The 24,817-nt window shown below is 44.7% G+C and carries 25 protein-coding genes and 1 pseudogene; 14 read left to right on the forward strand and 12 right to left on the reverse strand.

Annotation, left to right across the window (positions count from 1 at the left end):
• Positions 1-21: 21 nt before the first annotated feature.
• From accA to VME0621_RS22465, 5 genes are all read left to right on the forward strand, one after another.
• Positions 22-981 (forward strand): acetyl-CoA carboxylase carboxyl transferase subunit alpha, encoded by a 960-nt coding sequence (gene accA, locus VME0621_RS22445; RefSeq protein ID WP_006075352.1) that lies wholly within the window; start codon positions 22-24, stop codon positions 979-981.
• A gap of 67 nt (positions 982-1,048) precedes the next feature.
• The gene (tilS, locus tag VME0621_RS22450) at positions 1,049-2,362 is read left to right on the forward strand and encodes a tRNA lysidine(34) synthetase TilS (protein WP_062460769.1); all 1,314 of its coding nucleotides are present in this window, start codon (positions 1,049-1,051) and stop codon (positions 2,360-2,362) included.
• Between the two features lie 112 nt (positions 2,363-2,474).
• Positions 2,475-2,786: a c-type cytochrome gene (locus VME0621_RS22455; RefSeq protein ID WP_031495636.1), complete on the forward strand. Its 312-nt coding sequence runs from the start codon at positions 2,475-2,477 to the stop codon at positions 2,784-2,786.
• Positions 2,787-2,905: 119 nt separating this feature from the next.
• Positions 2,906-3,244: a nitrogen regulatory protein P-II gene (gene glnB, locus VME0621_RS22460; RefSeq protein ID WP_031495634.1), complete on the forward strand. Its 339-nt coding sequence runs from the start codon at positions 2,906-2,908 to the stop codon at positions 3,242-3,244.
• A gap of 66 nt (positions 3,245-3,310) precedes the next feature.
• Positions 3,311-4,162, forward strand: coding sequence for an endonuclease/exonuclease/phosphatase family protein (locus VME0621_RS22465; RefSeq protein ID WP_062460770.1), 852 nt, complete (start codon positions 3,311-3,313; stop codon positions 4,160-4,162).
• Positions 4,163-4,224: 62 nt separating this feature from the next.
• Here the strand turns inward: VME0621_RS22465 and VME0621_RS22470 are convergent, their stop codons facing one another.
• Positions 4,225-5,787 carry a LysM peptidoglycan-binding domain-containing protein gene (locus tag VME0621_RS22470; protein WP_031493868.1) on the reverse strand — a complete coding sequence of 521 codons (1,563 nt, stop codon included), beginning with the start codon at positions 5,785-5,787 and terminating at the stop codon, positions 4,225-4,227.
• A gap of 76 nt (positions 5,788-5,863) precedes the next feature.
• Positions 5,864-6,622: a hydroxyacylglutathione hydrolase gene (gloB, locus tag VME0621_RS22475; protein WP_038227876.1), complete on the reverse strand. Its 759-nt coding sequence runs from the start codon at positions 6,620-6,622 to the stop codon at positions 5,864-5,866.
• 38 nt (positions 6,623-6,660) lie between these two features.
• Between gloB and VME0621_RS22480 the strand changes: the two genes are divergently transcribed.
• Complete coding sequence (locus VME0621_RS22480) at positions 6,661-7,401, forward strand: class I SAM-dependent methyltransferase (RefSeq protein ID WP_038227875.1); 741 nt, start codon at positions 6,661-6,663, stop codon at positions 7,399-7,401.
• 29 nt (positions 7,402-7,430) lie between these two features.
• Here VME0621_RS22480 and rnhA read toward each other — a convergent pair whose 3' ends face one another.
• A complete protein-coding gene (rnhA, locus tag VME0621_RS22485; RefSeq protein ID WP_038227874.1) occupies positions 7,431-7,895 on the reverse strand; it encodes a ribonuclease HI in 465 nt (154 codons plus the stop codon).
• Positions 7,896-7,952: 57 nt separating this feature from the next.
• On the opposite strand from rnhA, the gene dnaQ reads away from it, so the two are divergent.
• Positions 7,953-8,699 carry a DNA polymerase III subunit epsilon gene (dnaQ, locus tag VME0621_RS22490; protein WP_038227872.1) on the forward strand — a complete coding sequence of 249 codons (747 nt, stop codon included), beginning with the start codon at positions 7,953-7,955 and terminating at the stop codon, positions 8,697-8,699.
• 9 nt (positions 8,700-8,708) lie between these two features.
• Positions 8,709-9,953: a TIGR03503 family protein gene (locus VME0621_RS22495; RefSeq protein ID WP_062460772.1), complete on the forward strand. Its 1,245-nt coding sequence runs from the start codon at positions 8,709-8,711 to the stop codon at positions 9,951-9,953.
• Positions 9,954-10,039: 86 nt separating this feature from the next.
• Here VME0621_RS22495 and fadE read toward each other — a convergent pair whose 3' ends face one another.
• Positions 10,040-12,484 carry an acyl-CoA dehydrogenase FadE gene (gene fadE, locus VME0621_RS22500; RefSeq protein ID WP_062460775.1) on the reverse strand — a complete coding sequence of 815 codons (2,445 nt, stop codon included), beginning with the start codon at positions 12,482-12,484 and terminating at the stop codon, positions 10,040-10,042.
• A 316-nt stretch (positions 12,485-12,800) separates the two neighbouring features.
• Here fadE and lpcA point away from each other — a divergent pair, with 316 nt between their 5' ends.
• Positions 12,801-13,376 (forward strand): D-sedoheptulose 7-phosphate isomerase, encoded by a 576-nt coding sequence (lpcA, locus tag VME0621_RS22505; protein ID WP_006072836.1) that lies wholly within the window; start codon positions 12,801-12,803, stop codon positions 13,374-13,376.
• Positions 13,377-13,426: 50 nt separating this feature from the next.
• Entirely contained in the window at positions 13,427-14,269 is an 843-nt protein-coding gene (locus VME0621_RS22510) for a class II glutamine amidotransferase (protein ID WP_006072837.1), read from the forward strand.
• A gap of 84 nt (positions 14,270-14,353) precedes the next feature.
• On the opposite strand, the gene purN is transcribed toward VME0621_RS22510, so the two are convergent.
• Positions 14,354-14,992 carry a phosphoribosylglycinamide formyltransferase gene (gene purN, locus VME0621_RS22515; RefSeq protein ID WP_006072838.1) on the reverse strand — a complete coding sequence of 213 codons (639 nt, stop codon included), beginning with the start codon at positions 14,990-14,992 and terminating at the stop codon, positions 14,354-14,356.
• A 4-nt stretch (positions 14,993-14,996) separates the two neighbouring features.
• Positions 14,997-16,037 carry a phosphoribosylformylglycinamidine cyclo-ligase gene (gene purM, locus VME0621_RS22520; RefSeq protein WP_062460778.1) on the reverse strand — a complete coding sequence of 347 codons (1,041 nt, stop codon included), beginning with the start codon at positions 16,035-16,037 and terminating at the stop codon, positions 14,997-14,999.
• A gap of 245 nt (positions 16,038-16,282) precedes the next feature.
• Here purM and upp point away from each other — a divergent pair, with 245 nt between their 5' ends.
• On the forward strand, positions 16,283-16,909 hold the full coding sequence (gene upp / locus VME0621_RS22525; protein WP_006072840.1) for a uracil phosphoribosyltransferase: 627 nt from the start codon (positions 16,283-16,285) through the stop codon (positions 16,907-16,909).
• 66 nt (positions 16,910-16,975) lie between these two features.
• Here the strand turns inward: upp and VME0621_RS22530 are convergent, their stop codons facing one another.
• Positions 16,976-18,217: a uracil-xanthine permease family protein gene (locus tag VME0621_RS22530; RefSeq protein ID WP_062460781.1), complete on the reverse strand. Its 1,242-nt coding sequence runs from the start codon at positions 18,215-18,217 to the stop codon at positions 16,976-16,978.
• 274 nt (positions 18,218-18,491) lie between these two features.
• Between VME0621_RS22530 and VME0621_RS22535 the strand changes: the two genes are divergently transcribed.
• Positions 18,492-19,715, forward strand: coding sequence for a DUF2066 domain-containing protein (locus VME0621_RS22535; protein WP_062460784.1), 1,224 nt, complete (start codon positions 18,492-18,494; stop codon positions 19,713-19,715).
• Positions 19,716-19,796: 81 nt separating this feature from the next.
• Here VME0621_RS22535 and VME0621_RS22540 read toward each other — a convergent pair whose 3' ends face one another.
• From VME0621_RS22540 to bepA, 4 genes are read right to left on the reverse strand one after another with little or no spacing between them, the layout of a single operon-like run.
• Complete coding sequence (locus VME0621_RS22540; RefSeq protein ID WP_062460787.1) at positions 19,797-20,219, reverse strand: DUF2069 domain-containing protein; 423 nt, start codon at positions 20,217-20,219, stop codon at positions 19,797-19,799.
• A gap of 7 nt (positions 20,220-20,226) precedes the next feature.
• Positions 20,227-20,796, reverse strand: coding sequence for an NAD(P)H:quinone oxidoreductase (wrbA, locus tag VME0621_RS22545; RefSeq protein WP_038227864.1), 570 nt, complete (start codon positions 20,794-20,796; stop codon positions 20,227-20,229).
• On the reverse strand, positions 20,796-21,146 hold the full coding sequence (gene arsC / locus VME0621_RS22550) for an arsenate reductase (glutaredoxin) (protein ID WP_062460790.1): 351 nt from the start codon (positions 21,144-21,146) through the stop codon (positions 20,796-20,798). The genes wrbA and arsC overlap by 1 nt, the downstream gene beginning before the upstream one ends.
• A gap of 22 nt (positions 21,147-21,168) precedes the next feature.
• Positions 21,169-22,620 carry a beta-barrel assembly-enhancing protease gene (gene bepA, locus VME0621_RS22555; RefSeq protein WP_062460793.1) on the reverse strand — a complete coding sequence of 484 codons (1,452 nt, stop codon included), beginning with the start codon at positions 22,618-22,620 and terminating at the stop codon, positions 21,169-21,171.
• 291 nt (positions 22,621-22,911) lie between these two features.
• Between bepA and VME0621_RS22560 the strand changes: the two genes are divergently transcribed.
• A complete protein-coding gene (locus tag VME0621_RS22560) occupies positions 22,912-23,139 on the forward strand; it encodes a sulfurtransferase TusA family protein (protein ID WP_038227861.1) in 228 nt (75 codons plus the stop codon).
• Between the two features lie 3 nt (positions 23,140-23,142).
• Positions 23,143-24,213 (forward strand): AI-2E family transporter, encoded by a 1,071-nt coding sequence (locus VME0621_RS22565; protein ID WP_038227860.1) that lies wholly within the window; start codon positions 23,143-23,145, stop codon positions 24,211-24,213.
• A gap of 77 nt (positions 24,214-24,290) precedes the next feature.
• Here VME0621_RS22565 and VME0621_RS26360 read toward each other — a convergent pair.
• A pseudogene (locus VME0621_RS26360) lies at positions 24,291-24,437 on the reverse strand (thioredoxin-dependent thiol peroxidase); the annotation flags it as partial.
• Positions 24,438-24,817: the final 380 nt, after the last annotated feature.

The following is a 24,817-nucleotide window of genomic DNA, read 5'->3' on the forward strand; positions in this document are numbered from 1 at the left end:
TGAATCGAAAAGGATTCACAGATGAGCTTGAACTTTCTTGAATTTGAAAAGCCAATTGCCGAACTAGAAGCAAAAATCGAAGCATTGCGTGACGTTTCTCGTCACGGTGGTGATAGTGCAATTGACTTAGATAAAGAAATTGAACAACTAGAGAAAAAGAGCTTAGAGCTTAAGAAAAAAATCTTTAGTGATCTTGGGGCATGGCAAGTGGCACAGCTTGCACGTCACCCACAGCGTCCGTACACGCTTGATTATGTAGAGCATGTATTTACTGAGTTTGATGAACTGGCTGGCGATCGCGCGTTTGCGGACGATAAAGCTATTGTTGGTGGTATGGCTCGCCTAGATGGTCGTCCGGTTATGATCATTGGCCACCAAAAAGGCCGCGAAACAAAAGAGAAAGTGAAGCGTAACTTTGGTATGCCAAAACCAGAAGGTTACCGTAAAGCACTTCGTTTGATGAGAATGGCAGAGCGTTTTAATATGCCAATCATCACTTTTATCGATACTGCGGGTGCTTACCCAGGGGTTGGCGCAGAAGAACGTGGTCAATCAGAAGCGATTGCGATGAACCTTAAAGTCATGGCAGGTCTAAAAGTGCCAGTCATCTGTAACGTTGTCGGTGAAGGCGGTTCTGGTGGTGCTTTAGCGATCGGTGTAGGCGATTACGTGAACATGCTGCAATACTCAACGTACTCGGTAATTTCTCCTGAAGGCTGTGCGTCAATTTTATGGCGTGACTCTGATAAAGCGCCGCAAGCAGCGGAAGCAATGGGATTGGTTGCTCCTCGATTAAAAGAGCTTGAGCTTATTGATGAAATCATTGAAGAGCCACTAGGTGGCGCTCATCGTGATGCGGTGCAAATGGCTGCTAATATGAAAGCGACATTGCTACGCCAATTAGAAGAACTTGATCAGTTGGATGATGACAACTTACTTGAGCGTCGTTATCAACGTTTGATGAGTTATGGCTACTGCTAAGTAGAAACTGTTTATATAATAAGGCGAGCGAGATGCTCGCCTTTTTTATTTAACCTAGGAAGAAACCATGACTCTGTACCAGCAATTTTCTCAAGTGCTTGATGAACAGAAAGTGATGCATGGCAAGATCATTGTTGGATTTAGTGGCGGGGTGGATTCACGTGTACTGCTGCGATTAGCAGCAAGGTATAGCAAACAGCATTCAATAACCTGTTTAGCGGTACATGTGCATCATGGATTAAGCGATAACGCAAATGAATGGCAAGTTCAGTGTGAGCGTTGGGCTCAAGAGGAGGCCGTTGAGTTTACCTGCGAGCGCGTAACATTGTCGCAAGACTCGGGAGAAAGCCTTGAGCAGTTGGCGCGTCAAGCTCGGTATCAAGCGCTGCGTCAACATATGCAGAGCGGCGATATTTTGCTTACGGGTCAGCACCTTGATGATCAAGCTGAGACCATGTTGCTGGCCTTAAAACGTGGTAGCGGACCCAAAGGGCTCTCTTCGATGGCCTCTTCAATGAACTTTGGCTCGGGTAAGTTAGTTCGTCCACTTTTAAATACTGCACGACATGATATTGAGCGCTATGCGCAGCATGAGCAATTACAGTGGGTCGAGGATGAAAGTAATTCAGATACCCGATTTGACCGTAATTTTCTTCGTCAATCTGTCTTACCCGTATTGAATCAGCGCTGGCCTAATTTTGCTCAAGCTGCAAGTCGCAGTGCGCGCTTATGTGCGAAACAAGAAAGGTTAATTAAAGAGTTACTATTGCCTGAACTTGAAGTATGTATGAATGAGTTCCAAGGGCTGAGTATTTCCACGATGTCATCACACTCTATTTTAAAGAGAGAACAACTACTTAGACTGTGGTTAGAAGCCAATACTTCGTTGATGCCTACTGAGGTGCAGTTGTGCAAAATTTGGCAAGAAGTGGCAATGGCTAAGCAAGATGCTAACCCGGAAATGAATTTGGCTGGTGGAGCCATTAGACGTGCTCAGGGGCATTTATATTGGGTTGAAGCTTATAAAGATGTCAGCGATTGGCAACAATCATGGTCAGATAAAGACACGTTAGTGTTGCCAGATAACTTAGGCGTATTAAAGTTGGTATCGCCGAGCAAAGACGCAAAGATGACACTAGATCGTCAAACGTTGAATGGGTTGTTAAAAGTTATTTTCAACCCTGAAGGTTTGAGTGCTCATCCCCATGGACGAGCAGGATCTCGTAAGTTAAAAAAACTGTTCCAAGAGCTGAAAATACCCAGCTGGCAGCGACGTAGAATCCCTATTCTAATGCGGGATGATAAGGTTGTTGCTGTTGGTAACTTATTTGTAGATAAAGCATTTTATGGTTCAGATTGTGAACTTGTATGGGACAAGTGACCACATTTCATGTCACAATCGTATACAATAATAAAGCGCCAGAAATGGCAAAGCGCAAACTAGAGTACACGCTGTTATCTGGCTTATATGGAAATACACAGAAGGTAAAGCAATGAAAAATATGGTAATTGGTGCAGTATTGGCTGCAGGCCTATTGAGTGGTACGGCGATGGCCGCTGACATTGAAGCTGGTAAGGCAAAAGCAGCGATTTGTGCCGCTTGTCATGGTGCTGATGGCATCGCAGTTATTCCAGGTTACCCAAACCTTAAGGGACAAAACGAGCAGTACTTAGCAACTTCTATCAAAGCGTACAAGAATAAAGAACGTACAGGCGGTTTGGCTGCTGTCATGCAAGCTCAAGCGTCAATGCTGAGCGACGAAGATATTGCCAACGTTGCTGCTTATTACGCTAGTCTGAAATAATTGCATTATCGATTTACTATTAAGAGACCCGAAGATTGCCTTCGGGTTTTTTGTTTTCGTTGATTGTTGGCGCAGCCTGCCAGATAATGGTGTCAATCAATGAGGTTTAAGGGAAGAACATGAAAAAGATTGAAGCGATTATCAAACCATTCAAACTTGATGACGTCCGTGAAGCATTGGCAGAAGTGGGCATTACAGGTATGACCGTATCTGAAGTAAAAGGTTTTGGTCGCCAGAAAGGTCACACAGAGCTTTACCGCGGTGCTGAATACATGGTCGACTTTTTGCCAAAAGTAAAATTGGAAATTGTCGTATCAAGTGACGTGGCTGATCAATGTGTGGAAACCATCATTGAGACCGCTCAAACGGGTAAGATTGGTGATGGTAAGATTTTCATCACTGATATCGAACGTGTAGTACGAATTCGTACTGGCGAAGAAGATGAAGACGCTATCTAAGTCGAATCTCAAAGAATCATAAAGGAGTAGGTAACTGCTCCTTTTTCGTTTTAGAGAAGAGGTATTATGAAGTTAAAGTGGGTACTGCTTACTGGTGTCGCTATTGTGGGAATGACAGTGGGTGGTTTTCAATCGGTATTTACCGTGCGAGAAACACCAGAAATTACCAGTATTAAGGATAGCCAAGTTCAAACGGAGCTAAAGTGTTACCGCAATGACCATCCAGTTGCGTTGGACGAGTCCGGGCACTTGAATATTTTGGTTTGGAATATTTACAAACAAAATCGCGAAAACTTATTGCCCGAACTTACTCGTCTGTCCGAAGACCGACAATTGGTCCTACTTCAAGAAGCCAGCCTCGATGATACATTTTTAGATTGGCTACAGCGCTCGGACTGGGGGAGTAATCAAGTTAGTGCATTCAAAGCATTTGATGTCTCTTCTGGCGTACTTAATTTAAGCCGTACCATGCCTTCAATCGCTTGCGCGAATCTGCAAACCGAACCTTGGCTAAGATTACCTAAATCAGGCTTGTATGCGGAATACGCACTGACGAATGGACAAACTTTAATCAGTGTGAATCTGCACTCTGTAAATTTTACGATAGGAACAGAAGAGTATAAGCAACAACTTGAGTCCTTCAAGCAAGTACTCGAGAAGCATCAAGGACCACTGCTAATAGCAGGGGACTTCAATAGTTGGAGTGACTCACGACTCTCCGCGTTAAAACAAGCCCTACATAAATACCATATTAAAGAGGTCGAATTTCAACGTGATAACCGTAAGCGATTTATCACTGGTTTACCTTTGGATCACATTTTTTATCGTGGAATGGAACTGACAGGACAGTGCGTTCCTGAATCTGATGCCTCTGATCATAATCCTCTACTTGCTGAGTTTAGGATTGTCTCTAAGTAATTGAACCAATGAGGTGGTCAGACATAGAAAAAGCGGCGTAAACGCCGCTTTTTTAATGAGAACTAAGCACTAGTTTTGGTGACATCAACGTAGAGTTTCAGTTTTTGGCCCGGCTTAAGATATTTCTGTTTCTGAAGGTCGTTCCATTTAACAACATCGTTGGTACGTACTTTGAATTTCTGTGCAATACCGCTGATGGTATCCCCACTTCTTACAGAGTAGAAAACGGTGCGGATAATCGCGCCATCACTCGCATTTTTCCAGATTACGAGTTCCTGCCCAACTCTTAGTGTGTCACGAGGCCCCATACCGTTCCATTTTGCCAACGATTGGTGAGAAACTTTATTTGCTCTGGCAATCGACCACAAACTGTCACCACTGGCAACTTTGTGGGTCACTTTATAGTTACCACGAGATGTTGATTGTGTTTTTGCCAAGCGATTTGCTGCGCTTAATGAATAGGTTGATTCATCTTTAGTTGATGTCGGAACGAGAAGATACTGGCCCGCGCGAATATTGTTGCCTTTTAACCCATTGGCACTGCGAATCACTTGCGTCGTTGTCTGGTGGTCTCGCGCAATCACACTCAATGAATCACCTGACTTTACTTTATAACGCACAAGACGCATCCCTTTACCGCGATTCTGTTCCAGTTCGAAGCGGAACTTATCTAAAGTCTCGATGGGTAGCAGTAATGTCTGAGGGCCATCTGGTGCAGTTGCCCATTGGTTGTATGCAGGGTTATAACTTTGCAGTTCCTTAATCGAAATGCCGGCATATTTGGCTGCAATTGCAAGATCGAGCTGTTCATTAGGGTCGACCAATTCCAACACAGGCTTGTTTGCGATTGGTGGAATGTCGACACCATACTTTTCTTTGTTAGCCAGAACATCAGCTAGAGCCAGCAACTTAGGGACATAGCTGCTAGTTTCTTTCGGTAAATCGAGAGAGAAAAAGTCCGTTGGCTTGCCTAAGTTACGATTTTTTCGAATCGCACTGTTTACTCGACCACCGCCACTGTTATAGGCCGCGATCGCGTGATTCCAGTTGCCATCAAAACGTTTGTTCAACTGAGTCAGGTAATCTAAAGCGGCTTGAGTTGATGCGGTAACGTCACGACGACCGTCATACCAGTAGGTTTGGTCTAGACCGAACGCTTTTCCTGTTGCTGGGACAAACTGCCATAATCCTGCCGCGCTGCCATGAGAATAAGCGAAGGCATCAAAGGAGCTCTCGACAATAGGCAGTAACGCAAGCTCTAATGGGAGGTTACGTGCTTCTATTTCTTCAGTAATCAAATATAGGAAAGGTTGAGCGCGCTGTGAGACCGTTCTTAAGTGGCTAGGATGTTTAATATACCATTCGCGGTAATAGTCCACTTTAGCATTGTCTGGAATCTCCATTTTTAGCTGCATAGCAATGCGCTGCCATACATCTTCTTGCTCTTGTGGCGTTAGTGCTTTTGCTGGAGTTGGAGTATCAACGGAAACGGGCTTTGTTGTATTAGTGGTTGCTGTTTCTGCAGGAGAGTTGGTGGGCTCTGTTGTGGTGTTGCTTGAATCTGGCTGTGTCATCTGACAACCGGCCAGCAACAGGGCTAAGGCCCAACTGTATTTCTTATGCATTTTGTTTGCTACAACCTCTAATTTGAACGGTTGTGCATAATACTAATACGGATTGGGCCAAACAAGCAGCAAAACGTTAAAATTCGTTTTTCCACTCACGTAATGCTGTAAAAGTTGATAGGGGATCATTATTGACAGTTCGGTTTGCTACCGAGCTCACAACTTCTGGTTGAGTAGTTCGTAAAAATGGATTGATGCGCTTCTCTATGGAAATCGTGGTTGGCAAGGTTGGGAAACCTTTAGCGCGTTTCTGATTGGCACCATCTCTGTATTCATGAAGGAACTCATTATGGGGCTCTACGGCCATGGCAAAGGCGAGGTTACTAAGTGTGTATTCGTGAGTACAGTACACTTCCGTCTCTTCAGGTAGTAGAGTGAGTTTTTGTAGCGAATTGTACATTTGCTCCGGAGTGCCTTCAAAAATGCGTCCACAGCCCGCAGAAAATAGGACATCGCCACAAAATAGCTTACCGTCGCCTACATAGCCAATATGATCGAGCGTGTGGCCAGGTAAATTGAGCACCAAAAACTCTTCATTGAACAAGTTGATACGATGTCCTTCACTGACATGATGAGTAAGCTGTCCTATATTGGAATTCTCAGGACCAAGCACGGTGATCGTCGGGTACTTTTCTACCAGTTTCTCTATGCCACCAGTATGGTCCCAGTGGTGATGAGTAATCAATATCGTTACTAACTCAAGTTGGTTGGCTTCTAAATACTCGATCACAGGTTCAGCATCTCCTGGATCGACAACGGCGCACAAGTTCTGGTTATTTTGAATCAGCCAGATGTAATTATCGTTAAATGCAGGTATGCTTTTGATATGTAACATTGTTGTTTCTCCAGTTCAGTATGGGAGAGAGCGCGTAAATGAAGCCAGCACGCAGCAAGAAAAAAGTTGATCATCCCCATTCTTGGGAAGAGCTTGCCAACGGTCAATGGGTCTCTGAATCTATTCAAACGAGGCTTGATGAGTGGTGCCCCAAGTTCTTTGGCTATCATATGCTAAAACTTGGAGGACTGAGTTGTGAACTCACAAGCTGTAATTGCAACATTCAGCATCAAGTGAACCTTGATTCTAAGAACCCTCTGCACAATGTTATCGCTGACCGCTACGAATTACCATTCTTAGAGAAGAGTTTTGATGCTGTTGTAATGTCGCATCAACTTGAGTATGCCGAAGACCCCCATCGTCTATTGCGCGAAGTGGATCGAGTGATGATCGATGATGGTTACCTTATCATTACTGGCTTCAACCCTATGAGCTTCACCGGTCTTGCTAGCTTGATGCCTTGGAGAAAGAACAATTTCCCTTGGAGTGGCCGCATGTTTACGCCAAATCGGATAAAAGACTGGTTAGGGGTACTCAATTATCAGGTCGTCTATGCGGATACTTATGCGCTGTTTCCTATGAAACGATATCGGACGATGTGGACGTGGTTAGAAAGCAGTATTGGTGACTGGGCGTCGCCCATGGGAAGCTTGTATTTCATCGTAGCGAGAAAGCGCACCTACCCTCTTAAACCGATAAAGCCGCATTGGCGTCTAAAGAAAAAGCTAACACCGGCCAGTGTTAGCTATCGTACTGCAGATAAAAAGCAAAGCTCGTAATCAAGGGAAAGCTATAAGCGGAAGAAACCTTAGCTTGGCTGGTAGCCAGTGTCTTCTTCTGTTGGGTTTTCTGCAGCAGCTCTTGCTAGTTCATCACACATTTCATTTTCTCTATGACCTGCATGACCTTTCACCCAGCGCCAGTCAATATCGTGGCGTGCAGTCTCTGAGTCGAGTGCTTTCCATAGGTCCGCATTCTTAACTGGCTTCTTATCTGCGGTTTTCCAACCACGTTTTTTCCAGTTGTGTATCCACTGGGTAATCCCTTGTCGAACATACTGACTATCTGTGGTTAAGATAACGTTGCAAGGCTCTTTAAGTGTCTGAAGTGCAACAATGGTTGCCATCATTTCCATGCGATTGTTTGTTGTCAACGTATAGCCTTTGGCTAACGTCTTTTCGTTCTGTTTGTACCTTAGGACGATTCCATAGCCGCCAGGACCAGGATTACCCAAACAAGAACCATCTGTGAAAATTTCAACCTGCTTCGTCATGATTTGATACTATATAGCTCAGTAAGTTTATCTATATAGTCTGACATACAAAACATCATGAATACCAGTCTCAATTCAGAACAACGCAGAATCGTGGTACTCGATACCGAAACCACAGGTATGAACCGCGAAGGTGGTCCTCACTACATGGGGCATCGAATCATTGAAATCGGTGCGGTGGAAATCATCAACCGTAAACTGACTGGTCGCCATTTTCATGTCTATTTAAAGCCTGATCGTGAAATTCAACCTGACGCTATCGACGTTCACGGTATCACTGATGAGTTTCTATTAGATAAACCGCTCTATCATCAAGTTCACGAAGAGTTCTTAGATTTTATTAAAGGCGCAGAACTAGTTGCCCACAACGCGCCCTTCGATGTGGGCTTTATGGACTACGAGTTTGAGAAGTTAGACGCTTCGATTGGTAAAACCGAACAGTATTGTAAGGTTACCGATACGCTTGCGATGGCAAAACGCATGGCGAACATGCCGGCAAGAAAGAACCTCGACTCGTTAGCAAAACACTACACGATAGATACGTCTGCTCGTATTCTCCACGGCGCTTTGCTCGATGCGGAGATCTTGGCGGATGTGTATTTGGCAATGACGGGCGGCCAAACTTCGATGCAATTTAATGCGGGACAGTCTGATGGGGACGAAAGCGGTGGTGAAACCATTAAGAGGCTCACAACGGGAAGAAAATCGCTAAAGATCTTGCATGCTTCTGCCGATGAAATAGAAGCGCACAATTCGCGCTTAGATATTGTTGAAAAAGGTGGCAGTTGTCTCTGGCGCCTGTAGGAGAGAAACATGCAGAGGATTATTTTTGCGATGGCGTTATGGTTATCGCTGACAGTTGGTGCCTTCGCGACTGAGTCCTCAATGTCATTTCTTGATAACCGTTTTCGAGTTGACCAAACGGTGGAACGAATCACTTTTTTGGTTTATCGACAGGATAACTCTAAGCCGGTTACGCTAGTTCGCCCTGACGGTAAAAAATACTACGCTTGGCGTCATCCTGAAAATGTTCACTGGATTGAAGAGCCTAGTGTCGATGTCATTTCAATCGAAAAGCCAATGCCAGGCCCTTGGCAAGCCATTGGCAAAGTCACGCCCAAAAATAACATTCAAATCATTTCTCAGCTGTCTTTAAAAGCTGACACCTTGCCACAGCGTATTTATCAAGGTGAGAAGTTAAAGTTTACTGCCCGACTCATGACCGATGGCAAGCCGTTAATTGTTGAGAACATCCTCGACCGTGTGAACCTTAAAGTGGTGATGACGCGCTATTTAGAATCTCAAGAACAAACGGATAACAAGGTGCGCCCGGTACCTATTGTCATTGGTGAGTTTTATGATAACGGTGAAGGGTTGGATGAGCGCGCTGGAGATGGTGTGTTCACCGTTGAGCTACCTATTGAACTTGAGCCCGGGAAATACAATGTTCGAATTACTACAGGCAATGGGGTGTTTTTACGCGCTCTAGAGCAAGAAGTGCTGATTTACCCGACGCCATTTTCTAGCAAATTTATCCAAGGCGATGATAAGAAACCACATCAAATTGTAGTTCGCGGTGAAGTCGCGACGATTGAAGCTGGTAGTTTGGCCACCTCAATTGAACTGCAGTCCCCTGATGAGTCAGAGCAGGTCGTGCAACACCAAGCGGACGCAGGTAAAAACGATGTCACCTCGTATTTTAACGACTTACATCAAATGGGGACCTATCATTGGACTGGCCATGTGTATGCCAATGAGGCTTCCACGGGGCGTTCGTTAGTGTTTGATCTTCCAATGCGTACCTTCAGTGTTGTCGGGGCTTTGGATTTAGAAAAAGCCGAGGAAATGCAAGCGGCGGCACGAGAAGCGAAGAAAAAAGCGGAACAAGAAGCGCAAATCCTTGCGCACAGAGAACAAGTGAGAACTCGAGCAATACTGGCCATCGTGATCGGCAATCTAGTGCTTATCGTGGTGGGTGGACTCATCTGGTGGTTGGTTCGACGTAAGCGAGCCATTAAGGCTTCACTACCAGAAATGCAGTTAAATATGCCGCGTTAGTTTAGTAACGGTAATGACATAAAAAAGGGTCAGCAATTGCTGACCCTTTTAGCTATTTGGAATGATCAATTATCTGGAGTGACCAATTACGCGACTTCTTCCATTGTCGGGTAGACAGGCTTTGCTGCGAGCTCCTCTGGTGCAAAGTCATCAACGTTTATAGTGTACAGACGATGTGCTTCTGCAGTAATAAGCAGTGTCGCCTCATCCTGAGTGATTAGGCCTTTCTCTAAGCCTAATGCCGCGACTTTATCAAGCTGCGTAAATGGACGTCGCTGCTCAAGCGCTTTACACACTTTAGTAAACACAGGCTCAGCACGTAGAATGATATCAAGCGCTTGCTCAATACGACCTGCAGCATTGAATTCGGTTGGTTCTAGGTATTGACCGCGACCCAAACGGCTTCGAGCACCACAAGGGGTTTGTAAGATACGAGCCACTTGGCTATCAAGCTTATCTGAAGGCGCTTTGCGAACTGTGCCTAGTGGTAAGACGATGAAGCGCATCAAACGACCAATCGCTTTATTGGGGAAATTAGCCAAGAAATCGTCCAACGCTTTTTCAGTTTGCATTAGACTATCTTGTAGACCCCAATGAAGAAGCGGTAAATCTTCGCTGTTACGGCCTTCCACGTCATAACGTTTCAATGCAGCACTACTTAGATACAACTGACTCAAAATATCACCAAGGCGCGCCGATAGGCGTTCCTTGCGTTTTAGTGAGCCACCAAGGACTGCCATAGACACATCTGAAAGCAATGCTAGGTTGGCACTGTAACGGTTCAACTGTTGGTAATAACGTTTGGTTGCATCTTTCTGTGGTGTTGATGAGCCACGACCATCCGTAAGACCGAGCCAGAAACTGCGTACTAAGTTACTGATCGTAAATGAAACGTGGCCTGCAAGGGCTTTGTCGAATTTATCAACAGCATCATTGGCGGTAGAGTGCGCGGCATCCATTTCCGTTAAAACATATGGATGGCAACGAATCGCGCCTTGACCAAAGATGATCATTGAACGAGTGAGAATATTGGCACCCTCTACCGTTACAGCGATAGGTGAACCTTGATAGCCGCGTGCTAAGAAGTTTGATGGGCCAAGGCAAATGCCTTTACCGCCAACAATATCCATGGCATCGATAATGCTTTGTTGACCGCGATGAGTACAATGATATTTGACGATGGCAGAGATCACTGATGGCTTCTCGCCCAAGTCGATCCCTGTAACCGTAAGATGGCTGGCTGCATCCATTACGTAAGCATTACCGCCAATACGTGCTAATGGTTCTTCAATACCTTCCATATGGCCGATTGGTTGTTTGAACTGACGACGGATACGAGCGTAAGCACCTGTTGCCAAAGCTGCTGTTTTGATACCACCTGTTGAATTTGATGGTAGTGTGATGCCACGTCCAACTGAGAGGCACTCAACCAACATACGCCAGCCTTGACCAGCCATTTTTTGACCGCCGATAATGAAATCCAGTGGCACGAACAACTCGTTCGCTGTTGTAGGGCCGTTTTGAAACGGAACGTTCAGAGGGAAATGACGGTTACCAATCTCTACACCTTTAAGGTGTGTTGGAATAAGCGCACAAGTAATGCCCAAGTCTTCTTTGTCACCTAGCAGGCCATCTGGATCTCGAAGTTTGAAAGCAAGACCAAGTACTGTAGCGACTGGCGCAAGGGTAATGTAACGTTTGTTCCAAGTGAGCTTCATGCCCAAGACTTCTTTGCCTTCCCATTTGCCTTTACATACGACACCAAAATCAGGGATTGAGCCTGCATCAGAGCCGGCTTCTGGGCTAGTTAGAGCAAAACACGGAATCTCTTTACCGACTGCTAGGCGAGGTAAGTAGTAGTCTTTTTGATCTTCTGTACCATAGTGCTGAAGGAGTTCACCTGGGCCTAAGGAATTAGGGACACCAACTGTAGATGAAAGCACACCCGACACGCCGGTTAGTTTTTGTAGAACGAGAGACTGTGCATACGCAGAAAATTCAAGGCCGCCGTATTTTTTCTTAATGATCATGGCAAAGAATTTGTGATCTTTTAGGTACTGCCAAACTTCTGGTGGAAGGTCAGCTAACTCGTGAGTGACTTGATAATCGCTCACCATCGCACAGACTTCGTTAACAGGACCATCTAAGAAGGCTTGCTCTTCTGCGCTAAGTTTTGGCTGACTAATATTCTGTAGCTTTTGCCAGTTTGGCTTGCCTTTGAAAAGCTCTGCTTCCCACCAAACCGTACCCGCATCCAATGCTTCTTTTTCTGTCTGAGACATGGCAGGAAGCACTTTCCTAAATAGTTTAAGCGCTTTAGCAGAAATCAGTGATTGTCGGATAGAAGGAACACACAATACCGCTACCGTAGCAACGTACAACGCCCATATGATGACGCCAAATACACCGAGTAGTGAACCTAAGACCATAGCAGTGGTCACGAGTAATAAAGATTTTGCCAGCGATGCTCGTTGGTAGAAACTGAATCCAACTGCGCCGAGCAAGGCGACGAGAGAGAGCAAGATGTCCATGATTGTTCCTTTATCTGGGTACTTATCGTTGTTGTAGTGGTTGACCGTTTTAGTAATACGTAAGGTAAGAGGTCGTACCAGTAATAATTGTAACTCAATTATTGCATAAATGTAAATTTTCAAAAGTAATTACTCTAATTCGATTCAAAAATGAGAGCTTTGTATAATTTCCCACCAGTTTCGAATGCGAAGCTATGAAAAACCAATCAGGAAGGGGTTAGATGAGCCTGTGCCTATCGACAGAATTGGGGGTTTATAGTTAAACTCAGGTAATCGCAACGACGCGTTGATGTCGGAAAATAAAGAGAATAAACCTATGTACCAAGATCTAATTAGAAACGAGCTAACAGAAGCGGCAGACGTACTAAATAAATTCCTAAGCGACGATCACAACATTGCGCAGATCGAAGCAGCAGCGAAAATGATTGCGGAATCATTCAAGCAAGACGGCAAGGTATTGTCCTGTGGTAACGGTGGATCGCATTGTGATGCGATGCACTTTGCTGAAGAGCTAACGGGTCGCTATCGTGAGAACCGTCCGGGTTACGCTGGTATCGCTATTTCTGATCCAAGCCACCTTTCATGCGTGAGCAATGACTTTGGTTACGATTATGTATTTTCACGTTATGTGGAAGCAGTAGGCCGTTCTGGTGATGTTTTGTTTGGTCTTTCTACATCGGGCAACTCTGGCAACATTTTGAAAGCTATTGAAGCTGCCAAGGCAAAGGGCATGAAGACAATTGCCCTTACAGGTAAAGATGGTGGTCAAATGGCAGGTGTTGCTGATATTGAGATTCGCGTACCGCACTTTGGTTATGCGGATCGAATTCAAGAAGTACACATCAAGATCATTCATATTGTGATCCAATTGATTGAAAAAGAGATGGAATAATCTCAGTTTACTAGTGACATTATTGTGGAAGAAAAAGAGTAGGGAACTCAATGTGTGAATTGCTTGGCATGAGTGCAAATGTGCCAACAGATATCTGTTTCAGCTTTACCGGTTTGATTCAACGGGGTGGCAACACCGGCCCTCACAAAGATGGCTGGGGTATAACCTTTTATGAAGGGAAAGGTTTTAGAACCTTTAAAGATCCTCAACCGAGTTGTGATTCGAAAATTGCGGAGTTGGTTCAAAATTATCCGATAAAGAGTCGTGCAGTTGTTAGTCATATACGACAAGCGAACCGTGGTCAGGTTAATCTAGAAAATACGCACCCATTCACGCGTGAACTATGGGGACGCTATTGGACATTCGCACACAATGGTCAGCTTAGTGACTATCAAGGACTAGAGACTGGTCACTTTCGTCCAGTGGGCGAAACTGACAGTGAATTGTCGTTTTGTTGGCTGCTGCGAAAATTGGATGAGCGCTTTCCTGAACCACCGCAAGATATGATGGCGATGTTCGCGTACATTTCCGAATGTTGTGATGAATTACGAGAATACGGTGTCTACAACATGTTGTTAAGTGATGGTGAGTTTGTGATGACCTATTGCACTAACCATTTGTACTGGATCACGCGTAAAGCCCCATTTGGTAAAGCTACTTTACTCGATGAAGATGTGACGATTAACTTCCACGAAGAGACGACACCTAACGATGTGGTGACGGTTGTTGCGACTCAACCGCTGACTAGCAATGAGAGTTGGCATCGAATGAAGCCTGGTGAATTTAACCTGTTTCATTTTGGGGAGTTAGTCGCCAGCAATGTTGATGAGTTAAAAGACGTGGAGTTTGCGGAAGCAAAGCCTGCAAGCCAAGCGCCTACTGAGCCATTATAAGCCCACATCAAACTGGGACATAAGAAAAAAGCGAGTGATTACATCACTCGCTTTTTTGATATTTACTCGTTGTGATTTACAGGGTTATTTGTCTGCGTAGCCTTGAGGGCCAAGTTCTAAACCATCCAACATCGCTTTACTGCCATCCATAGATAAGCGGCCTTCTACAAACCATTTTACAACCAGCGGATAGATCTTATGTTCCTGACTTTGAACACGCTGTTCTAGTGTTTCAATCGTATCATCATCGAATACTGGAACTTTAGCTTGCAAGATAATTGGACCACCATCTAGCTTCTCAGTAACAAAATGGATACTGGTGCCATGGTGTTCATCACAGTTATCAATCGCACGTTGATGTGTGTGCAAACCTGGATATTTTGGTAACAGCGAAGGGTGAATGTTGATCATTCGTCCCATGTAGTGGCGTACAAACTCGCCACTTAAGATACGCATGTAGCCTGCTAGTACCAATAAGTCAGGTTTGTGCACGTCAATGCGACGCATCAGTTCAGCATCAAACGCTTCACGTGTTTCACTTAATTTCGGGTCAAGGAACTCAGCCTCCGCTCCTGCCTTCCGTGCACGTTCTAAGGCGAAAGCGGACTCTTTGTTTGAGAATACCGCTCGAACCTTGGCGTTTTCGATGGTGGACTCACAAGCGTCAATAATCGCCTGTAAGTTGGTACCATTCCCTGAAACTAAAACAACAATATTCTTCATGAAACTAATTGATCTCTACTTGCTCTTCACCAGCTTGTGCAGTCGCGATCTCACCAATTACCCATGCGTTTTCGCCTTCAGCTTTTAATAGTTCAACTGCTGCCTCTGCCTGATCTTTTGGCAGAGCAACAATTAGGCCTACGCCACAGTTGAAGGTACGGTACATCTCAAATGTATCAACATTACCTTTCTCTTGTAGCCAGTTGAAGATTGCTGGCCATTCCCAGCTCTTGCCGTCAATCACAGCTTTTGTTCCTTCAGGAAGTACGCGAGGGATATTTTCCCAGAAACCACCACCTGTGATGTGTGAGATTGCATGGATATCGTGTTCAGCGATCATTTTCAGAGCTGATTTGATATAAATTTTCGTCGGTTCTAGTAAGTGTTCACCAATTGTGCGTTCGCCTAGCATCTCGTTTTTATCTGCGCCAGATACTTCTAAGATCTTGCGTACAAGAGAGTAGCCATTTGAATGTGGGCCACTTGAACCAACCGCGATAAGTGCGTCACCGGCAGCGACTTTTGTACCGTCGATAACTTCTGATTTTTCAACGACGCCGACACAGAAACCAGCAACGTCGTAGTCTTCACCTTCATACATACCAGGCATTTCAGCCGTTTCGCCACCAATAAGCGAACAACCAGCTTGGATACAACCTTCAGCGATACCAGATACCACATCAGCTGCAGTGTCTACGTCCAGTTTGCCTGTTGCGTAATAGTCGAGGAAGAACAATGGCTCTGCACCTTGAACAATCAAGTCATTCACACACATCGCAACCAGATCGATACCGATAGTGTCGTGTTTGTTCATATCTAGAGCTAGGCGCAGTTTGGTACCGACACCGTCTGTTCCAGATACGAGTACAGGCTCTTTGTATTTAGTTGGCAGCTCACATAAAGCACCAAATCCACCGATGCCTCCCATAACTTCAGGGCGACGAGTGCGCTTAACCGCGCCTTTAATACGGTCAACTAATGCGTTACCAGCATCAATATCTACACCAGCGTCTTTATAGCTTAGGGAAGTGTTGTTTCCGCTCACGGGACAGTCCTCGATAAATAAATGGATGTGAAAAGCGGCGCTATTCTAACAGGGGTTTAAACAAAAAGGAAAACGTTTGCGTAAGAAATTACAAACTATTTTTGAGTGAGGGTAATCTGTTGATATAGGCCAGTTTAAGCGAGTAAATATGCGGAAAAAACACCATTAACCTATAATCTTGACTGAAATAGCGAAAGAAACCATGTATAATTTGCAGGTTTTGTTAAAAATTGCCGGAGTAGGACATGAAAGTTGTTGAAGTTAAACACCCTCTTGTGAAGCACAAACTGGGTTTGATGCGTGAAGGGGACATCAGCACAAAGCGTTTCCGTGAACTTGCTACAGAAGTAGGTAGCCTGTTGACGTATGAAGCGACCGCAGACTTTGAAACTGAGAAAGTAACTATTGAAGGTTGGAATGGTCCTGTTGAAGTAGACCAAATCAAAGGTAAGAAAGTGACCGTAGTGCCAATTCTTCGTGCTGGTCTAGGTATGATGGATGGCGTGCTTGAGCACATGCCAAGTGCACGTATCAGTGTTGTTGGTATCTACCGTGATGAAGAAACACTGGAGCCGGTACCTTACTTCAACAAGCTAGCGTCAAACATCGACGAGCGTATTGCGCTAGTTGTTGACCCAATGCTAGCAACGGGTGGTTCTATGATTGCAACCATCGACCTGCTGAAAGAAAAAGGCTGTAAAGCAATTAAAGTATTGGTTCTTGTTGCTGCTCCAGAAGGTATCGAAGCACTAGAAAAAGCTCACCCAGACGTTGAGCTATATACTGCTGCTATCGATGAGTGTCTGAATGACAAAGGCTACATCGTTCCTGGTCTAGGTGACGCGGGTGATAAGATTTTCGGTACTCAATAATTAAGAGTCTGATGATTTAAAAAGAAAAAGGCTGACAATTGTCAGCCTTTTTTGCGTTCGGAGTAATTAATCTTCCATTTGAGCATTATCAACCATTTTATTCTCACCTAGGTCATGAGGAAGAATCTGGTTAAGAACAATCGCCACAATACCGCACAAACTCACACCTTGAAGGCTGAAGTCGCCAATACCAAATGCCATGCCTCCAATACCGAATACTAATGTGATAGCGACAATCACTAAGTTGCGGGATTTATGCAAATCAACATTGTTCTTAATCAGTGTATTCAGACCTACAGTAGCGATAGAGCCAAACAGTAAGATCATGATACCGCCCATTACAGGAACGGGGATGGTTTGTAAAATAGCACCAAGCTTACCTACCAATGCTAAGACGATCGCAGTCACTGCTGCCCAGGTCATGATAACCGGGTTGAATGCTTTGGTTAGCATCACAGCACCAGTTACCTCACTGTAGGTGGTGTTTGGCGGAGCACCTACCATAGAGGCTGCGATTGTTGCTACGCCGTCACCTGTGATAGTGCGATGAAGCCCTGGTTTCTTCAAATAATCTTTACCAGTAACGTTCGAGATGGCTAGCATATCACCAACGTGTTCAACCGCTGGTGCAATCGCAACAGGCAACATAAACAGAATTGCATTGATGTTAAATTCGGGAGTAGTGAAGTTTGGCATCGACAGCCAAGACGCTTGAACAACAGGAGTAAAGTCAACGACACCAAATGCTAAGCTAGTGACATATCCCGCCACGATTCCGCTGAAAATAGGCAGAAGCTTAAGGAAACCTTTTGCAAAGACACTGACTGCAATCGTCACTAATAGCGAAATTGACGAAATCCATAGTGCGGCATTACCGTTGACGAGTTCAATGGCGCCATCGCCAGTTTTACCCAATGCCATGTTTACAGCAACTGGCGCTAGGCCAAGACCAATCACCATAATAACCGGGCCTACTACAACAGGCGGCAAAAGCTTATGAATGATCTCCACGCCTTTTGCTTTGATAACGGCACCCATTATGACGTAAACAACACCTGCGGCCATCAAGCCACCCATAGTGGCACCGACGCCCCAAGTTTGAACACCGAACATGATCGGAGCGATGAAAGCAAAAGAAGACGCTAGAAAAATAGGAACGCTACGACGGGTTATTAATTGGAACAACAGTGTGCCCACACCAGCTCCAAACAGAGCAACGTTAGGATCTAACCCAGTAAGCAGCGGTACTAGGACTAAGGAACCAAACGCGACGAATAGCATTTGCGAACCTTGTAAGATAGTTTTCATAGTTTGATATCCAAGCAAATAGAAGTTTTCACCCAAGGGCTTTGGGCAAATTGGCGCGATAATATCACTTTGCAATCGATTACTTAATGATCTTGGTAAAAAATCTGGATTATTTGTTAGTAAAACTTCGATACAAGGCCAGATATCGTGCTTTAGATCTTGATGGATAGGGGCTGTGGCAAAAAATATTAACCAAACCTTGAAGCACTTGGCTTGCTCCTGAACTCATACTTGCTTATCATTTCGACTTATATCTTTGTAATTTAGGATGCTTATGCGTTATTTAGCTTGGTTGTTGGCAACAGTCTTTGTATTGCCAGCTTATGCATTGACCAAGGTTGATATTTACTCGACCGAAGTGGTGGTGAATTCTGAAGAACCGAATGCTGATGAAGTAGCTCGCCAGCAAGGCATGCTGGAAGTACTCATTAAAGCCAGCGGTGATTCGAAGGCGGCGGCTAATCCCGTGGTAAAGAAAGCACTAGGCAAGAGCTCCAGGTTCATTACACAGTTGGGTTATACGCAGCTAAATGGTGAGCAAGCATTAAGAATGACATTCAATAGTGAGCAAATTAATACTCTACTGAAGCAAGCTGATCTGTCTTCTTGGCCAATTGATCGTGCCAATGTCATGGTGTGGTTGGTCGAAGATGACGGTAGGGATCGCGCTATTACTTGGGAACATACCAATTCTGAAGCGGCGAATCAGCTAAGAAAAGAAGCAAAACGACGTGGGCTTCCAGTGACATTCCCTGTTGGTGATTTTGATGACATGACGGGAATTCAACCAACAGATTTGTGGGGAGGCTTTGTAGGCCCAATATCACAAGCAACTCAGCGTTATCCTGTAGATGCGGTGATGGTTGTAAGAGCTGAAGGTAGTAGTTTACGCTGGACACTATACGACCAAGCACCAGAAACCTTAGGTCGAAACCAGTTAGAGCCTATCACTGGTTCAGCGTCAGGTGGCGTTGCAATGGCTAACCTTATCGATCAAGTCAGTGACTATTTCGCCTCTAAAAATGCAACAGTGATTAGCGGCGAAAGTGCAGGCACTGTTACTGTGTCTTTTATCGGTATGAAGAGTGCAGATGCGTTCTTTACTCTGGAACGTGCATTAGGCCGCTTAGCTTCGACGGCGAAAGTGGAAGTGGCTGAAGTTAAAGGTGATGAAGTCATTATCAGAGCTTACTTACTTGGTTCGATTGAGTCATTTGAACAAGAAGTACTTAAGCTTGGCTTAGTAAAGCTGGTTGAAGTTCTGCCGGAAGAAGCTGTGGTTGAGCCTGCTCCTACAGCTGTACCTGCGACTTTACCTGAGGTCGATAGCTCAACGGCAAATCCTGAGGCGAATACTCCAGCTCAGCCCGATACTGCTGAACCAGCAACAGTGTCGTCGGTTGATGAGGTTAATGTGGCTACGGACTCATCAGAGTCTACAGCGTCTACATCTGGCCTAATCGCTAAGCCACAACTGACTTTTGAATGGCTATACTAGTTGAGGCGTAAATTTACAGGTTGAAAAAGGAGGCAATGCCTCCTTTTTTCTTGTTTCAAGAATTTCTTGTTCTTCAAAAGCCTACTCTTCGAAGCGCTGTTTTTCCTTTTTCTCTACCGAAGACAGTCTTGGTAGCTTAAGTCCAAGCTCCTTTCCTTTTAATCTGGCGTAGAGGATGTTTCCTGCGAAGGCCGAACAGGTGAGTAGAAGTTCTACTAATGCTAGCCAACGTTCTCCTTCATCGGCATAAAGCAGTGTTAGTGCATGCAGAAAATACAACATCAACACAAAGTTCGCCCAAGCGTGGGTATAAGGTTTTCCCGCGATAATACCCGGTAACGGTAATAGCAGCGGAATCATCCAAGCGATTGTAATCGCAGTGGGGCTAATGTGAGGATGTGGAGACAAATAGCCGTGCCAAACAGTGACCCAAGTTAGCAATGCTAAGTTGGCTGCCAGTGCAAAGATGCGCATGGTTTTGGTTTTAAAAGGGATTGCTATCATGATTCCATTACTTCAATTTTCTGGCGGTTTGTGCCAAGCGTTTTCCTAACGCAAAAGCTAGCTCTGACTCTTCAATACTAAGTTGTGTACTTGAATTTGCTACGTGTGATGCTCCGTAAGGCGTTCCACCGGTTGTCGTGGTATGTAACTGCGGCTCACTATAGGGAATACCTAAAATCATCATCCCGTGGTGCAACAGAGGAAGTAGCATACTCATGGCGGTGCTTTCTTGACCGCCATGTAATGAGGATGATGAGGTAAACACACATGCGGGTTTATCGATTAGGTCTCCAGCGATCCATAAGCTGGTGGTTTGATCCCAAAAGTGCTTCAAAGGAGCAGCCATGTTGCCAAACCAAACTGGACTACCCATAGCTAAACCGTCGCATTGCTTTAGCTCCTTGATGGAGACGACCGGATCGCCACTGTTTGAGTCTGACTCTGTCGTCAACTCTTCCACTGTACGCAGAATAGCTTGGCATTGCTCGACTGATTCAACCCCTCGCGCTATCGCACGAGCGAGTTGTTTGGTGCTTCCATGTCGACTGTAGTAAAGCACCAGAATTTGGCATGACATTATAGGATGTCTAGCACTTGCTCAGGCGGGCGGCCGTGCTTTGCTTTACCGTTGTTGATCACTATAGGACGCTCGATTAGCTTTGGATTATCAAACATAGCCTGAAACAGATGATCATCGGTCAGTGCCGGATCTGCTAGATTAAGCTCCTTGTAAATATCTTCTTTAGTACGCATCATCGCACGAACGCTTTCTAATTCCAGCTGACCAAAAATCTCTTTGAGCTTTTCTACTGTTGGTGGTGTATCTAGGTATTTAACTACTTCTGGTTGAATGCCTTTTTCTTCAAGAAGAGCAAGAGTTTGGCGGCTTTTAGAGCAACGTGGATTATGAAAAATGGTGACTGACATAGATGGCTATTCCTTTTTGGTTTTATTGTAATGCCATGAAACGGTCACGTTGTACCAGCAATTGGTCAATACGTGCGTCATAGCGAGCCTGTTTTAGGCTTCCTAACTCGGCCAGTTGACTAGCCTGAGAGTAAAGCTGAATAGATTTATCCCACTGAGCATTCAAGGCCAAGATTTCTGCGCGTGCAGCAAGATCTTCGGCGCTATTGCCTAGTTTAATGTTAGCTTCCGACAGCAAGTGCCAGCCATTAGTATCATTAGGGTGCTCGTGGGTGTAACGCTGGAGAACTTGAATCGCGTCTTTGTATTTTTCGCCTTTAAGTAACGCGTTGGCGTAGTTGATAGTAATGACTGGGTTATTAGGCTTAACGGTTAAGACTTCTTTCATCAGCTCGGCTGCCTTTTCAGGCTGCTTTTGAGCAATGTAAAGGTCGGATGCTGCATCTAGATAGAAATTGTTGTTTGGATCTTTCTTTAAAAGCTTGTCGAGTATTGCTTCAGCTTCATCGAGTTTATTAGTGTCTAGGTACACCAGGGCTTTGCCGTATTCGAAGGAGTCTTGAATTTTCGGTCCTGCTTTACGAGCGGTTCGCTCGAACCAATCCATTGCCGAAGCAGACTTAATTCCAGCATAGCGGGCTACAATTCTAGCCCGAGCCAGATGATAATTGATTGATGGCTGTACTCGCAGCGGTGGGTAGCTCTGAGCTCGCTCACGAGTGTCGGTAATACGATCTTCTGGAAGTGGGTGAGTCAATAACATTGGTGGCGGCTTGCTTGCGTAACGATATTCGTCCGCAAGACGACCGAAGAAACGAGGCATGTCGTTGACGTCAAACTTGGCGCGAGCAAGAGTGGCAATGCCAAATCGGTCGGCCTCTTTTTCGTTACTGCGTGTATAGTTGATAGAAGCCTGCATCGAACCAGCAGTGGTCGCTGTAAGCGCTGCCATACCCGCTTGAGGGGCAGCTATCGCTAATAAAAGTGAACCAACAAGTGCTGCAACAGTAGCGGGTGAACGGCGAGCTTCGTCTTCCATTCTACGAGCTAAGTGGCGCTGAGTGACGTGGGCGATTTCGTGCGCCATAACTGAGGCCAGCTCACTTTCAGTATGGGCGTGAAGGAACAGCCCCGTATGCAGTGCGACATAACCACCAAAGAACGCGAAAGCGTTTATGTTGCGGTCGCGTATCATAAAGAAAGTGAAAGGGGTCTTTACATCATTAGCACTGGAAACCAATCGATGGCCAATAGAATCAACGTACTCATTGAGCACTGGGTCATTAACAATTGGAGAGCTAGCGCGAATCATCCGCATATACGCATCACCATAAATGAGTTCTTGATCTATGGTCAACGTTGCCCCTGCTGCAGTTCCGATATCGGGAAGACCGAGTTCGGCATAGGCAACTTGAGGGACGCTTAATGCGGTAGCGACGCATAGGCAAATCAATGAACGGGCGCGTTTCAACATACGACTGAGGTGACTCCTTAAAATGTGGTAGTTTTGACCATGAAATCCTAACTTGGTTTCCTACCTTATCCTCTTGCCACTCATTTTTGCATACGGAACTGGGATAGGAAAGGTTTTCTCATTCTCGGGCTTAGCTGTATTTTGTTATCTCTGGTTTGTGTGAATATCCATTATTCATAGTTTCTGTAACACTTACTGGTTGGGTATGCTATCAAAAGTCTTTACAATGGATGACTTTGAGAGATTCGTAGCGTATATGTTAAGTTTCAATGCTGTTCAAATGGAAAGAGTATGACCGATATGCATCTTGATTTAGTGGAAGAGCGATGCCCGATGTCATTACTCTTAGTCAAGCGCGCTTTTAAACAGATTGAAATAGGGCAACTATTGTCGGTGAGGTTAGTCGACAAACACTCAGTCTCGGACGTCCTTCAATACTTATCTATCCAGAATGCAGCAATAAATCATAGGATTGAAGGTGAAGTGAGCGTTATCAATATTCGTAAACAGGATGATTAATTGATGCTAGATATGGTCCGTCGTTGGTATAAGCGACGTTTTTCCGACCCAGATGCAGTGAGCTTGGTAGTAATTCTGTTATTTGGATTTATTACCATCTACTTCTTCGGTAATTTGATTGCTCCATTGTTGGTGGCGATTGTTTTGGCGTACTTATTAGAGTGGCCTGTTAGCAAACTATGCGCACTTGGTTTACCGAGAACACTGTCAGTGGTAGCGGTCATCCTCCTCTTCATCAGTTTAATGCTGTTAGCAATTTTTGGATTAGTGCCAACAATTTGGAATCAGGTTGGAAACTTACTGAATGATATTCCAAATATGTATAACGGCATGCAGCAGTTTGTCGCGACGATACCTGAACGATACCCTGATCTCGCTGAAATTCATTTAGTTGAAACCATAATGGGCAACGTGAAAGATAAAGTTCTCGTTTTGGGTGAAAATGTAGTGAAAGGTTCACTGGCATCGCTTGTTAGTTTAGCGGCGCTAGCAGTATATTTGATCTTAGTACCGTTACTGGTTTTCTTCTTGTTGAAAGACAAAGAAGAGATGGTCAGCATGGCGAGCGGCGTTTTACCTCGTAACCGTCGTCTAGCGAATAAAGTTTGGATCGAGATGAACCAGCAAATTTCTAACTACATTCGTGGTAAGGTATTGGAGATCTTGATTGTTGGTACAGTAAGTTATGTCACTTTTGCTATTCTAGATCTTCGTTATTCGGTCTTGTTGGCCGTGTTGGTTGGTTTCTCAGTACTTATCCCTTATATCGGTGCAGCAGCCGTTACGGTTCCCGTTGCTATGGTGGGTCTGTTCCAATGGGGCTTAGCACCACAATTTTACTGGTTACTTGTAGCATACGGTATTATCCAAGCGTTGGATGGTAATGTTCTTGTACCAGTACTCTTCTCTGAAGCGGTGAATTTACACCCGGTAGCAATTATCGTTGCGGTCTTGGTATTTGGTGGATTATGGGGCTTCTGGGGAGTGTTCTTTGCCATACCATTGGCAACGCTAGTTAAAGCGGTTTGGAATGCACTACCAAGTCATGATGATGGCACTCAGCACGCCACTTAGCTATCTGAAAAGAGTAAAAAAGCCTCGCTACACAAGCGAGGCTTTTTTGAATTGAATGTCCCGAACTACAAGGTGTCTTAAGATGCTTTGTCGTTCAAGTAATCAAGCACTACTTCGTGGTGAGTTTTAGTCTTGAACTTATTAAATACATGCTCAATCACACCTTCTTCATTGATTAAGAAGCTGATACGGTGCAAGCCATCATAGACTTTGCCCATAAATTCACACCCTTGGAAATTTAATGAGACAGAAGTTTCGACGGCTGTTGACAAATTCTATCTTTAACAGTGAGTTAGGCTAATGATTTATCTTTTTGGACTTCAATTATAGCAGTTGTCATATTTTTTTGTAAATTGGGCTGATTTTGACGCTTTTTCAAGCGAAAACTTGTCATAAAAACTGAGACGTTGCTATCTGGTGAAGATGATAGTCATTGCGATGGGATCGCTTGTTGATAACAAAATTCGAAGTGGTCACATGTCATTACTGAGGGAACCTGACGGGATAAATACCAGCCGATTCTGTCATGCCTTTTATATTCTAGTAGCCATATAGTTAGACTGCCTCACACATCGATATTCATCGATTGGGATTGCTTGATTCT

It is taken from the genome of Vibrio mediterranei (genome assembly GCF_900088415.1).
GTDB classification, from domain to species: Bacteria; Pseudomonadota; Gammaproteobacteria; order Enterobacterales; family Vibrionaceae; genus Vibrio; species Vibrio mediterranei.